We start from the raw sequence: 11886 nt of genomic DNA on the forward strand, positions 1-11886 counted from the left end.
AAGCAGGGCCGCGGCCCATCTTGTACGTCGATAGGGGGAAGGCATCCGTGCGAACTCCTTTGCCCGAGCCGTACGTAAGCGCTTGCGAAAGCGCTTACGTAGCCTAGGCTGTGGTTCAGGCCACACGCAATACTCCCGTAACGAAACGACGTCCCTGAGTTGTGGAGAGTGGACATATGCCCAGACCGGGGCCGAGGCTGCGCCTCGCTGACGTCGCCGAACGCGCCGGAGTCTCGCTGGCCACCGCCTCCCGGGCGCTGGCCGGCCGCGACGGGGTCAGCCAGGAGGTCGCCGATCGCATCCGGCAGATCTCCGCGGACCTCGGCTACGTGGCCAACCCGTACGCGCGGACCCTCGCCGGCGGCACCAGCGCCACGGTCGGCCTCGTCGTCCACCAGGTCGACGACCCGTACTTCTCGGAGATCGCCGGCGGGGTCATCCAGGTCGCCGACGAGCAGAACCTGCTGGTCCAGATCTGCCACTCCGGCCGCGACCCGGGCCACGAGCTGCGCCAGATCCGCCACCTCATCGCCCAGCAGGTCGGCATCATCATCATCGCCGGCTCGGGATACACGGATGCCGTGTTCGAATCCGAGGCGCGCGCGGCGCTGGCCGCGTACATCGGCACCGGCGGACGCGTCGCGGTGATCGGCCGGCACTCCCTGGGCGTCGACGCGGTCCTGCCCGACAACGAGGCGGGCGGCAAGGCGCTGGGCGTCCACCTGCTCGGCCTGGGCCACCGCCGCATCGCCGTCGCGGCCGGGACCGCGGGCCTGACCACGGTGGCCGACCGGCAGGCGGGCGTCCTGGCCGCGCTGGCCAAGGCGGGCATCGCGGCGGGCGACGTCCCGGTCGTGCACACCGACTTCACCCGCGACGGCGGGCGCGCGGCCGCCGAGCGCATCCTGGCCGACCATCCCGCGACCACGGCGATCATCGCCCTCAACGACGCGATGGCGATCGGCGTGCTGTCGGCGCTGCGGGCCCGCGGGATCCCGGTGCCCGACCGCATGTCGGTGGTCGGCTTCGACGACGTCTCGGTGGCGGCCGACCTCGCGCCGTCCCTGACGACCGTCCGGCTGCCGATGACCACGATGGGCCGGACGGCGCTGGACCTGGCCCTCAAGCCCGCGGCCGCCCGGCCCCGGCGCCGCGCCACCGGCCACACGCTGATGGTCCGCGACTCGACGGGCCCCGCGCCCGCCTGATCAAAAGCACGACCGGCTGACCGGAAAAGCGTCAACCGTGCCCGCTCGTCCGATCATTCGCTCGTGCGGCGGCGTGTCCATTCGACCAGGCCGTAGGCGGCCACGCCGGCCAGGGCGAGGGCCAGCCGGACGTACCACTCCCCCAGGAAGCCGCCCTCGTACTGCTCGGCGCGGCCGACCCCGTAGAGCACCATCACCGCGGCGAGCGGGACGGCGGAGAGGCCGATCAGCACGCGGCGGCCGATCCGACGGGTGTCCGACGGAACCGTCTCGACGGCGGCCTGGGCGGCGGTGCGGGCGAAGATCTCGGCGATGTCCATGCCGGAAAGTCTGGCAGCGGGCGGGGGCCCGGCGGATCCCGCTGCGGCCGGATCGTGTCCTCTACCCAGCGATAGAGATCCGGTCCCAGCCGGGCAGGTCGGCCGGGTCACGGTCGGCGACGCCGACGTAGTCCGCGGACGGACGGATGATCTTGTTCAGCCGGTGCTGCTCGAGGATGTGCGCACTCCACCCGGCCGTACGCGCACAAGCGAACAACGACGTGAACAAGTGCGCCGGCACCTGAGCGAAATCGAGGACGACCCCGGCCCAGAACTCGACGTTGGTGGCGAGGACACGGTCGGGTTTGCGCTCCCGCAGCTCGGCGAGCGCCGCCTCCTCCAGCGCGAGGGCGGCCTCGTAGCGGGGCGCCTTGAGCTCTTCGGCCGCCGCGCGCAGGACGCGGGCGCGCGGATCCTCGGCCCGGTAGATCGCGTGCCCGAAACCCATCAAGCGCCGGCCGCTGTCGAGGACCTGCCGGACGTACGCCCGGGCGTCGCCGCCGCGTTCGACGGCCTCGACCATGCCGAGCGCGCGCGAGGGAGCACCACCGTGCAGCGGGCCGGAGAGGGCGGCGACGGCGGCGGACAGGCAGGCGGCCGCGTCGGCACCGGTGCTGGCGACGACCCGGGCGGTGAACGTGGACGCGTTCATGCCGTGCTCGGCGGCGCAGACCCAGTAGCGGTCGATCGCCGTCACGTGGCGCGGATCCGGGTCGCCCTGCCAGCGGATCATGAACTGCTCGGTCGGGGTGCGGCCCTCGTCGACCCGGCTCTGCGGGACGGCACTCTCTCCGCCCCGCGCGGCCTGCGCAACATAGGACAGCAGCAGAGCGGAAGCCTGAGCGAGATCGTCACGCACCTGCCCGGGGCCGAGATCGATCAGCGGGCGCAGGCCGAGCAGGGCGGTCGCCGCCTGCACGTCGGCCCGGACATCACCCGACCGTACGGGAATCGCCCGCGCCCCGGCGACCGGCAGCGGCGCGCGGAAGTCGCCGTCCACCAGCAGTCCCCACACGTCGCCGAAGCTCGCGCGGCCGACGAGCCGCTCGACGTCGACGCCCCGGTAGCGCAGCGCGCCCCCGGCCCGGTCGGGCTCGGCGATCTCGGTGTCGAACGCGACGACGCCGGCGAGCCCCGGATTCACAGTCAGCATGCCTCCCACTGTCGGCGCGACGCGTATAGTTGTCAACGTTGACGGAATCAACATGAGGCGGCCGGGATGCGGTTGACGACGGATGAGGTCGCGCGGCGGCTCGGGGTGCGCAAGGCGACGGTGTACGCGTACGTGAGCCGCGGCCTGCTCACGAGCAAGCGGCACGGCGACGGCAAGGAGAGCCTGTTCGACGAGGCGGAGGTCACGGCGTTCGCGGCAGGACGCCGGCGGGCCGGGGCGACCGGGCCCGAGGTGCACACCGGGCTGACCCTGATCACCGAGGAGTCGCTCTACTACCGGGGCCGGGACGTCTGCTCGCTGGCGGCGACGGCGTCGTTCGAGTCGGTGGTGTCCCTGCTGTGGACGGGGTCGGATGCTGCCGGGAGATGGGATCCCGACCCGGCGGTGCTGCGGACCGTACGGGCGGTGATGGGATCCCTGCCGCCGGACGTGCGGGCGGCCGACCGGCTCCGGATCGCGGTCGCGGCCGGGGCGGCGGCCGACCGGCTGCGCTTCGACCTCACCCCGGCGGCCGTGGTCGCCACCGGCCGGGGCCTGATCGGCACGATGGTGGCGGCCCTGGATCCACCGGCGCCCGTGAAGGATTCCCTTGCCGCCGCACTGTGGCCGCGTCTCACCGACCGGGATCCGACACCGGACGGCGTGGCCGCCCTCAACACCGCCCTCGTGCTGCTGGCCGATCACGACCTGGCCGCATCGACGTTCGCCGCCCGGGTGGCCGCCTCGACCCGCGCCGACCCCTGGTCCGTGGTCTCGGCGGGGCTGGCCGCGCTGGCCGGCCCCCTGCACGGCGCCGCCAGCGGGCTGGCGTATCAGCTGCTGACGAGCCCGGATCCGATGGCGGCGGTCGCGGAGCAACGCCGGCTGCACGGCGGCGTACCCGGCTTCGGGCACCCGCTCTATCCGGGCGGGGATCCCCGCGCCCGCACGTTGCTCGCCGCGATTCCGGGGACGGACGCCATGGCGGCTGTGGTCGAAGCGGCGGCCGGACGCTCGGGCATCGCCCCGAACATCGACTTCGCGCTGGCCGCACTGGCCCTCAGCACCGGGATGGGCCCGGACGCGGGCGAGGCCGTCTTCGCGATCGCGCGGACCGCCGGGTGGATCGCGCACGCCCTCGAGGAGTACGCGGACCAGCCCAGCCGCTTCCGTCCGGCGGGACGCTACGCGGGCCGCGCGCCGGCGGAGACAGTCCGCCCGCACGACTGAGGGCTCAGCGCCGGACGCGCCGCCTCAGGAGCAGGCAGGGCACGCACGCGACTCATGCCGTACGGCGCATATGTGGTTGCACGGCAGCCCGATCCCGCCCGGGATTCGCCCCACCGGGCAGGCATCGCTGCCTCACTGTGTCCCGGTTTGTCGCCCCCGGCTTCCGGTTGATCATCGGCGCATGAAACGACGACTTCTGGCCGGCGCCGCGGCGCTGGTGGCGGTGGGCGCCACGGGCTGGGGTGCCACCACGTCCTGGGCCGAGACCGAACCGGCCGGCACGACGCCCGAGGCCTTCGAGGCCGCGGCCGCGGAATTCGGTGTGCCGGCGGAGCTGCTCAAGGCCTACTCGTACGCGCTGACCGGCTGGCGCGACCACGGCGGCCGGCCGAGCGCGGACGGCGGTTACGGCCTGATGCACCTGACCTCGCCGGACACGATGGACGAGGCCGGGCGGCTCGGGGCGAAACCGGACGGCCTGACCGGCTGGTATCCCGTGGTCGCCCGGCTCACCAGCGGAAAGACCTCCGGCCCAGTCGCGCGGGACGTCTTCGCGACCCTGCGCCGAGGGGCCGGCGACGGGCAGCTGCGCATCGCCGCGGACCCGGCAGCCGTGGCCCCGCCGCAGACCAGGAGCACCGGCGAGGCGGAGTGCCCGGCTGAGCTCGACTGCCAGTGGCTGCCCGCCGCCTACGCGTCGAACGACGACACGGACGTGAACGCGTACGGCAACTACGACACGGCGAACCGCCCGGCCGACGTGCCGATCAAGTACATCGTCGTCCACGACACCGAGGGCAGCTACACGAGCACCCTCAACACATTCCAGAACCCGTTGTCGTACACCTCCTCGCACTATGTGATCCGGTCCGCCGACGGCGAGGTCACCCAGATGGTCCGGGCGAAGGACATCGCCTGGCACGCCGGCAACTCGCTGGTCAACACCGAGTCGATCGGCATCGAGCACGAGGGCTTCGCCGCGGAGGGCGCCACCTGGTTCACCGACGCGATGTACCGCAACTCCGCGGCTCTCGTGCGGTTCCTCGCCGCGAAGTACCGCATCCCGCTCGACCGGCAGCACATCCTCGGCCACGACGACGTCGCCAACCAGCGCAACTTCGCCGGCTCGCACACGGACCCGGGCCCCTTCTGGGACTGGGACCGCTACATGGAGCTGCTGAAGGCGCCCGCCCCGAGGCCCGGCGACGACCTCGTCACGATCGCGCCGGACTTCGCCACGAACCAGCCGCAGCTGACCACCTGCGCGGACACCTGCCAGGACCTGCCGCAACAGCCGGCCGGCACCGTCCTGCTCCGCACCGAACCCCGCGACGACGCGCCGCTGCTCACCGATCCCGTGCTCGGCGGAGGCACCACCGACGTCGCCGACATGTCCGACAAGGTCACGACCGGCCGCACGTACGCCGTCGCGGCGCGGCAGGGCGCCTGGACCGCCATCTGGTACGGCGGGCAGCAGGCGTGGTTGCCCAGCGCGGTGCTGCACCCGGCCGCCGGCAAGGTGCTCAGGCCCCGCGACGGCGTCGAGGTCAAGGTCTATCCGGCCAACCTGCCCGAACCGGCCGAATGGCCCGAGGGCACCCCGGCCGGCAACCCCGCCACTCCGCCGGCCCCGGCCGCCGTCTACACGATCTCCGGCGACCAGCGTTACCAGCTCGCCGACCGGAGCCGGGCCATGACCTACTACGCCCGCTTCGGCGGCTACGAGATCCCGGCCAACCACACCGTCATCCGCGGCGCCGCGACCTACTACCGCATCTCCTTCAACCACCGCCACATGTACGTGAACGCCGCCGACGTCGAGCTCTGCTGACGCCCGCCGGTTGTCACTCGACGTGGGCCGCGTACGCCTCCAGGGTCATGCGGAGGATCTCGGGGCCGGGCCGGGACCACAGCGCCTCGTCGAAGACCTCCACCTCGATCGGCCCGGTGTAGCCCGCGGCGTCCACGGCCTCGCGGAAGCGGCGCAGCTCCACCGACCCCGTGCCCGGCAGGCCCCGGCCCAGCAACACGCCTGCCGGCAACGGGGTGACCCAGTCGGCGGCCTGGAACGCGGCGATCCGGCCCTCGCGGCCGGCGCGGGCGATCTGGTCCCAGATCGTGTCGTCCCACCACAGGTGATAGGTGTCCACGATCACGCCGACGGCGGACGCCGGGTAGGGCGCCGCGAGGTCGAGAGCCTGGCCGAGCGTCGCCACCACACAGCGGTCGGAGCAGAACATCGGGTGCAGGGCCTCGATCCCCAACTGGACCCCGGCCGCCTGCGCGTGGGGTACGAGCTCGCCGATCGCGGATCCCACGTGCGCGCGGGCGGCGTCGAGGTCGCGGCTGCCCGGCGGGAGACCACCCGACACGAGCACCAGCACGGGCGCGCCGAGCGCGGCGGCCTCGTCGATCGCACGCTTGTTCTCGTCGAGCCAGCCCGGCTGCTGGAAGAACCCGCTGCGGCACAACGACGTCACGGTCAGCCCGTGGTCGCGCATCAACGCGGCGGACTTCTCCACCCCGTACGCCTGGATGTCCTCGCGCCAGAGCCCCACCCGGGTGACGCCCTCCGCGACGCAGCCGGCCGCCAGCTCGGGCAGCGGCCAGTACTTCGTGGTGGCCTGGTTGAGCGAGAAGCGGCTCACTGCCCGACCCCCACGGTGACGGCCCACGCGGCGGCGCGGTGCGTGGCGAGCTCGGCGTCGGGCAGGACCCCGGCCGCGTCGGCCAGGCGGATCAGCTCGGCCAGGTGCGCCGGGGAGCGGCCGCTCTGCGCACCGGCCACCATCGTGAAGTGCTCCTGGTGCCCGCCGAGCCAGGCGAGGAACGCGATGCCCGTCTTGTAGAACCAGGTGGGTGCCGCGAAGAGGTGCCGCGCGAGGGTCACGGTCGGATCCAGGATCTTCCCGTACGCGTCCAGGTCGCCGGCATCGAGCGCCCGCAGCGCCGCGGCCGCCGGCGGGGCGATCGCCGCGAAGACGCCCAGCAGCGCGTCCGAGTAGCCGGCCGCATCGCCCCGGATCAAGGCCGGATAGTTGAAGTCGTCGCCGGTGTACATGCGCACGGGCAGCCGCCGCCGCAGCGCCACCTCGAACGCCTCGTCCAGCAGCGACAGCTTGATGCCGTCGACCTTGCCGGGGTGCGCGGCGATCAGTTCGGACACCGTGTCGGCCGCCTGGGACACATCCGTGCTGCCCCAGTATCCGGTCAGCGCCGGATCGAACGCGGGCCCGAGCCAGTGCAGGATGACCGGCGTGCCCGTCTCCGCGAGCAGCCGGCCGTACACGTCGAGGTACTGCTGAGGGGTCGTCGCCGCGGCCGCCAGGTGCCGGCTGCACATCAGCACCGGAACGGCACCGGACGACTGGACGTCGGTGAGCTGCTCCGCATACGCCTTGTGGATCTCGTCGAGGCTCGCCGGGCCGGGCGGCAGCTGGTCGGTCATCACGCCCGCCGCGACCGTCCCGCCCACGGCGGCGGCCTCGCGCGCCGAGCGGTGGATCAGCTCGCGGGCGGTCGGATAGTCCAGGCCCATGCCGCGCTGCGCGGTGTCCATCGCCTCGGCCACCCCGAAGCCGTACGACCAGAGGTGCCGCCGGAACGCCAGCGTCGCCTCCCAGTCGGGGACGGCCGGCGCCCCCGGGACGTTCTCGGCCCGCGGGTCGGCGACCACGTGCGCCGCGGCGAAGGCGACGCGGGAGGTGAAACGGGGTCCCGGATTCGCGTACTCGGATCCCGTACCGGAAAAGGTGAAGGACCCCCCGGGCAGCCTCACCGGTCCAGCTCCGGGATCTCGATGCGGCGGCCCTCGCGGGCGGACTGCAGACCCAGCTCGGCCAGTTGCGTGCCGCGGGCGCCGGCCCAGAGGTCCCACGTGTAGGGGGCGTCCTCCGCGACGTGCCGCAGGAACATCTCCCACTGCTCCTTGAACCCGTTGTCGAACTCCTCGTTGTCCGGCACCTCCTGCCACTGCTCGCGGAAGGAGTGCGTGACGGGCAGATCGGGATTCCACACGGGCTTGGGGGTGGCCGCGCGGTGCTGGAAGCGGCAGCCGCGCAGGCCCGCCACGGCGCTGCCGAGCGTGCCGTCCACCTGGAACTCGACGAGCTCGTCCCGGTGCACCCGCACCGCCCACGACGAGTTGATCTGGGCGATCACGCCGCCGTCGAGCTCGAAGAGGGCGTACGCGGCGTCGTCGGCCGTGGCCTCGTACGCCTCGCCCTCCTCGTCCCACCGGCGCGGGATGTGCGTGGTGGCCAGCGCCGTCACCGCCCGCACCGGCGCGAAGATCTGCTCCAGCACGTAGTGCCAGTGCGGGAACATGTCGACGACGATGCCGCCCCCGTCGGCCGACCGATAGTTCCAGCTCGGGCGTTGCGCGCTCTGCCAGTCCCCCTCGAAGACCCAATACCCGAATTCCCCGCGTACGGACAGAATGCGCCCGAAGAAGCCGCCGTCCACCAGCCGCTTGAGCTTGCGCAGGCCGGGCAGGAACAGCTTGTCCTGCACGACGCCGTGGCGCACCCCCGCCGCGTCGGCCGCCCGGGCCAGGGCCACCGCCCCGCCGACCGTGGTGGCGATCGGCTTCTCGGTGTAGATGTGCTTGCCCGCGTCGATCGCCTGCAGGATCGCCTTCTCGCGCTCGCTGGTCACCTGCGCGTCGAAGTAGATCGAGACGTCGGGCCGGGCCAGCGCCGCCTCGAGGTCGGTGGTCCAGTCGGTCAGCCCGTGCCGCTCGGCGATCTCGCGCAGCTTGGCCTCGCTCCGTCCGACCAGGACGATCTCGGGCCACAGCCGGCTGCCGTCGCGCAGGGGCAGGCCGCCCTGCTCGCGGAGGGCCAGGAGCGACCGGACGAGATGCTGCCGATAGCCCATCCTCCCGGTCACACCGTTCATCACGATCCCGACGGGAACCCGAGCACCCACGGCCGCACCTCCTGAGGTAAGCGCTTTCCTGGAAGGCTACCGGCGCCCGCTCCGCCCGGACAAGGGTCTAGTGTGATCGCATGGCGACTCTCGCGGACGTCGCACGGCGGGCGGGGGTGTCCACGGCCACCGTGTCACGCATCATCAACAACAGCCCGAAACCGGTGGCCGAGGCGCTGCGCGAGCGGGTGCTGGCGGCCGTGGCCGAGCTGCAGTTCGTGCCCAACGCGAACGCGCAGCAGCTGGCCCGGGCCGACCGCACCGCCGTCGGCGTGATCGTGCACGACGTGTCCGACCCCTACTTCGCGGAGATCACCCGCGGGCTCCAGCGGGTCGCGACCGAGCACGGCCGGCTGGTCATCATCTGCAACAGCTACCGGGAGCCCGAGCGCGAGCTGGCGTACGTGGACCTGCTGCACGCCCACCGCACGGCCGCCATCGTGCTGGCCGGCTCGGGCTACGTCGACCCGGCGACGACCGAGCAGCTCGAACGCAAGCTGCGCGTCTTCGAGGCGACCGGCGGCCGCATCGCCGTCATCGGCCGCCACGAGCACGCGGGCGACGCGATCGTCCCGGAGAACGAGCACGGCGGCTGCCTCGCCGCCGACGCCCTCTACCGCCTCGGCCACACGACGATCGGCGTGATCGCCGGCCCCGGGCACCTCACCACCACGACCGACCGCCTCGCCGGGGTGCGCGCCGCGGCCCGCGAGCACAAGCGCCGGCTGACCGCGCGCCAGATCGAGTACGCCGGCTTCGACCGCGCCGGCGGCATGGCGGCCACGGCCCGGCTCCTCGACCGCAACCCCGGCCTCACCGCGATCGCCGCCCTCAACGACTCCATGGCCATCGGCGCCCTCGCCTGCCTCCGCGAGCGTGGCCTGCGCGTGCCGGAGGACATCAGCGTCATCGGCTTCGACGACATGCCCGTGTCCGTCGACGTGACCCCGCCGCTGAGCACGGTCCGGCTACCCCTCGAAGACCTCGGCGTCCGCGCGATGTCCCTGGTCCTGGGCACCCCGTCCGACACCCCGCGCGTCGAGCACGCCGCCGCGTCCCTGGTGCTGCGGGGAACGACGGCTCAGGCCGCGACGGCCTCCTGACGCGTCGCGTGCCGGGTGCGGCCGCAGTTGGTGCAGGCCACGAAGTGCTGCGCCGGCCGCACCGGGAAGAGCGGCACGAAGAACAGCGTGAACTTCGTCGTCCGCCTCACGAGCGTCTGCGCCGCGAAGGCCCCGCACACCTCGCAGTGCCCGGGCCTCGAGCCGACGACATGATCCTTGCCACGGATGCCGAAGATGAAGAACACCCCGTCCACGGTACGACCACCGGGCGACTCCCGCACCCGGAGGGATTACCGCTGCTCAGGGTGGGTACGACTGGGTCATGACCGACACACGGACACGGCTGGACGACTCCTCCACCGGGGCGCTGGTCAGCCAGATGAGCGAGCAGGTGTCGACCCTCGTGCGCGAGGAGCTGGCGCTGGCCCGGACGGAAATGGTGGAAAAGGGCAAGAAGGCCGGGAAGGGCGCCGGCCTGCTGGGCGGGGCGGGCGTCATCGCCCTGTACGGCCTCGGCGCGCTCTTCGTCACGATCGGCGCCGCGCTGGCGCTGGTGTGGCCGGCGTGGCTCGCGGCACTCACCGTGACCGTGCTGGTGCTCGCGATCGCCGGCGTGGCGGCGCTGATGGGGAAGAAGCAGGTCAGCGCGGCCACTCCCCCGGCCCCCACCGATGCGATCGACAGCACCAAGCGTGACGTCGACGCGGTGAAGCAGGCCGCTCACCGCTAAGTTCGAGGGCATGACCTACGTCGCCGCCTCCGATCGTTACGACAGCATGCAGTACCGCCGGACGGGCAGGTCGGGACTCGACCTGCCCGTGCTCTCCCTCGGCCTCTGGCACAACTTCGGCGACGACAAGCCGTTCGAGACCCAGCGCGCGATCACGCGGCGCGCCTTCGACCTGGGCATCACACACTTCGACCTGGCGAACAACTACGGCCCCCCGTACGGGTCCGCCGAGGTCAACTTCGGCCGGCTGATGCGCGAGGACTTCCGCCCGTACCGGGATGAGCTGGTTGTCTCGACGAAGGCCGGCTGGGACATGTGGCCCGGCCCCTACGGCCAGGGTGGCGGCAGCCGCAAGTACGTCCTCGCCAGCCTCGACCAGTCGCTGGCCCGGATGGGCCTCGACTACGTCGACATCTTCTACTCGCACCGCTTCGACCCGGACACCCCGCTCGAGGAGACCGCCGCGGCCCTCGACACGGCCGTGCGCCAGGGCAAGGCGCTGTACGCCGGCATCTCCTCCTACGACGCGGAGCGCACCCGCACGATGGCCGGTCTGCTCCGCGAGCTCGGCACGCCCCTGCTGATCCACCAGCCGTCCTACTCGATGCTCAACCGCTGGATCGAGACCGAGGGCCTCCTCGACGCCGCCGAGTCCGAGGGCGTCGGCATCATCGGCTTCACCGCGCTCGCGCAGGGCCTGCTCACGGGCAAGTATCTCGGGGGCATCCCGTCGGGCTCGCGGGCGACGCAGGGCAAGTCCCTCGACCCCGAGTGGCTCGACGAGGGCCTGGTCGGCCGGCTCAACGCGCTGAACGACATCGCCCAGGCCCGCGGTCAGAGCCTGGCCCAGCTGGCCCTGGTGTGGGCCCTCCGCGACCCGCGCGTCACGTCCCTGGTCATCGGGGCCAGCAGCCCCGGCCAGCTCGACCAGAACGTCGCCGCCCTGGCCGCCGGCACCCTCACCACCGACGAGCTCGACGCCATCGAGAAGATCCTCGCCGGCACCACCGCCGACGTCGACCTCTGGCGCGACGCCCGTCAGGGCACCCTCTGACCCTCGAACCACCCCTGCATGGCCGGGTAGTAGTCCGCGAAGTCCGGCGCGGAGGTGCCGTCGCGCGAGGCGACCAGGAAGTCCGGGTAGTACTCCCAGCCCGGGCCGACCTCACCGACGTTCTCCGCGAGCGCGACCGCGTCCGCGGTCGGCCCGAACGGCGGTGGCCAGCCCGGCGACGACACGTTCGTGCGGCAT

13 protein-coding genes are annotated in these 11886 nt (G+C 72.7%); 6 read left to right on the top strand and 7 right to left on the bottom strand.

All coding sequences use genetic code 11. The features are described 5' to 3' along the window. The first annotated feature begins 176 nt into the window (after positions 1–176). Positions 177–1208, top strand: coding sequence for a LacI family DNA-binding transcriptional regulator (locus tag RAN62_RS10365; protein WP_305784334.1), 1032 nt, complete (start codon positions 177–179; stop codon positions 1206–1208). Between the two features lie 53 nt (positions 1209–1261). On the opposite strand, the gene RAN62_RS10370 is transcribed toward RAN62_RS10365, so the two are convergent. Together RAN62_RS10370 and RAN62_RS10375 are read right to left on the bottom strand one after the other, a co-directional pair. Beyond that, positions 1262–1528, bottom strand: a complete 267-nt coding sequence (locus tag RAN62_RS10370) for a hypothetical protein (protein ID WP_305784335.1) — start codon at positions 1526–1528, stop codon at positions 1262–1264. A 61-nt stretch (positions 1529–1589) separates the two neighbouring features. Beyond that, on the bottom strand, positions 1590–2681 hold the full coding sequence (locus tag RAN62_RS10375; RefSeq protein WP_305784336.1) for a citrate synthase 2: 1092 nt from the start codon (positions 2679–2681) through the stop codon (positions 1590–1592). 66 nt (positions 2682–2747) lie between these two features. On the opposite strand from RAN62_RS10375, the gene RAN62_RS10380 reads away from it, so the two are divergent. Together RAN62_RS10380 and RAN62_RS10385 are read left to right on the top strand one after the other, a co-directional pair. Continuing rightward, the gene (locus RAN62_RS10380; RefSeq protein WP_305784337.1) at positions 2748–3911 is read left to right on the top strand and encodes a citrate synthase family protein; all 1164 of its coding nucleotides are present in this window, start codon (positions 2748–2750) and stop codon (positions 3909–3911) included. A gap of 181 nt (positions 3912–4092) precedes the next feature. Next, positions 4093–5742, top strand: a complete 1650-nt coding sequence (locus RAN62_RS10385; protein ID WP_305784338.1) for an N-acetylmuramoyl-L-alanine amidase — start codon at positions 4093–4095, stop codon at positions 5740–5742. Positions 5743–5755: 13 nt separating this feature from the next. Here the strand turns inward: RAN62_RS10385 and RAN62_RS10390 are convergent, their stop codons facing one another. The 3 genes from RAN62_RS10390 to RAN62_RS10400 are packed head-to-tail and all read right to left on the bottom strand — an operon-like array spanning position 5756 to position 8810. Next, entirely contained in the window at positions 5756–6559 is an 804-nt protein-coding gene (locus RAN62_RS10390) for a sugar phosphate isomerase/epimerase family protein (RefSeq protein ID WP_305784339.1), read from the bottom strand. Continuing rightward, positions 6556–7689 carry a DUF993 family protein gene (locus RAN62_RS10395; protein ID WP_305784340.1) on the bottom strand — a complete coding sequence of 378 codons (1134 nt, stop codon included), beginning with the start codon at positions 7687–7689 and terminating at the stop codon, positions 6556–6558. Before RAN62_RS10395 ends, RAN62_RS10390 begins: the two co-directional genes overlap by 4 nt. Continuing rightward, entirely contained in the window at positions 7686–8810 is a 1125-nt protein-coding gene (locus RAN62_RS10400) for a Gfo/Idh/MocA family protein (protein WP_305784787.1), read from the bottom strand. Before RAN62_RS10400 ends, RAN62_RS10395 begins: the two co-directional genes overlap by 4 nt. A gap of 110 nt (positions 8811–8920) precedes the next feature. Here RAN62_RS10400 and RAN62_RS10405 point away from each other — a divergent pair, with 110 nt between their 5' ends. Continuing rightward, positions 8921–9943 (top strand): LacI family DNA-binding transcriptional regulator, encoded by a 1023-nt coding sequence (locus tag RAN62_RS10405; protein ID WP_305784341.1) that lies wholly within the window; start codon positions 8921–8923, stop codon positions 9941–9943. On the opposite strand, the gene RAN62_RS10410 is transcribed toward RAN62_RS10405, so the two are convergent. Beyond that, on the bottom strand, positions 9922–10149 hold the full coding sequence (locus RAN62_RS10410) for a zinc-ribbon domain-containing protein (RefSeq protein ID WP_305784342.1): 228 nt from the start codon (positions 10147–10149) through the stop codon (positions 9922–9924). The genes RAN62_RS10405 and RAN62_RS10410 overlap by 22 nt on opposite strands. Positions 10150–10226: 77 nt before the next feature. On the opposite strand from RAN62_RS10410, the gene RAN62_RS10415 reads away from it, so the two are divergent. Then, positions 10227–10634 (top strand): phage holin family protein, encoded by a 408-nt coding sequence (locus RAN62_RS10415; RefSeq protein WP_305784343.1) that lies wholly within the window; start codon positions 10227–10229, stop codon positions 10632–10634. A gap of 10 nt (positions 10635–10644) precedes the next feature. Beyond that, complete coding sequence (gene mgrA, locus RAN62_RS10420; RefSeq protein ID WP_305784344.1) at positions 10645–11688, top strand: L-glyceraldehyde 3-phosphate reductase; 1044 nt, start codon at positions 10645–10647, stop codon at positions 11686–11688. Here mgrA and RAN62_RS10425 read toward each other — a convergent pair. Then, the gene (locus RAN62_RS10425; RefSeq protein WP_305784345.1) at positions 11673–11873 is read right to left on the bottom strand and encodes a hypothetical protein; all 201 of its coding nucleotides are present in this window, start codon (positions 11871–11873) and stop codon (positions 11673–11675) included. The genes mgrA and RAN62_RS10425 overlap by 16 nt on opposite strands. Between the last annotated feature and the right edge of the window lie 13 nt (positions 11874–11886).

The organism is Symbioplanes lichenis (assembly GCF_030709675.1).
In the GTDB taxonomy this organism is placed as follows: domain Bacteria; phylum Actinomycetota; class Actinomycetes; order Mycobacteriales; family Micromonosporaceae; genus Actinoplanes; species Actinoplanes lichenis.

Bases quoted from the DNA above. Each gene is read 5' to 3' on its own strand.
- RAN62_RS10365 (WP_305784334.1), top strand. From the start codon at position 177: ATGCCCAGACCGGGGCCGAGGCTGCGCCTCGCTGACGTCGCCGAACGC.
- RAN62_RS10370 (WP_305784335.1), bottom strand. From the start codon at position 1,528: ATGGACATCGCCGAGATCTTCGCCCGCACCGCCGCCCAGGCCGCCGTC.
- RAN62_RS10375 (WP_305784336.1), bottom strand. From the start codon at position 2,681: ATGCTGACTGTGAATCCGGGGCTCGCCGGCGTCGTCGCGTTCGACACC.
- RAN62_RS10380 (WP_305784337.1), top strand. From the start codon at position 2,748: ATGCGGTTGACGACGGATGAGGTCGCGCGGCGGCTCGGGGTGCGCAAG.
- RAN62_RS10385 (WP_305784338.1), top strand. From the start codon at position 4,093: ATGAAACGACGACTTCTGGCCGGCGCCGCGGCGCTGGTGGCGGTGGGC.
- RAN62_RS10400 (WP_305784787.1), bottom strand. From the start codon at position 8,810: ATGAACGGTGTGACCGGGAGGATGGGCTATCGGCAGCATCTCGTCCGG.
- RAN62_RS10405 (WP_305784341.1), top strand. From the start codon at position 8,921: ATGGCGACTCTCGCGGACGTCGCACGGCGGGCGGGGGTGTCCACGGCC.
- RAN62_RS10415 (WP_305784343.1), top strand. From the start codon at position 10,227: ATGACCGACACACGGACACGGCTGGACGACTCCTCCACCGGGGCGCTG.
- mgrA (WP_305784344.1), top strand. From the start codon at position 10,645: ATGACCTACGTCGCCGCCTCCGATCGTTACGACAGCATGCAGTACCGC.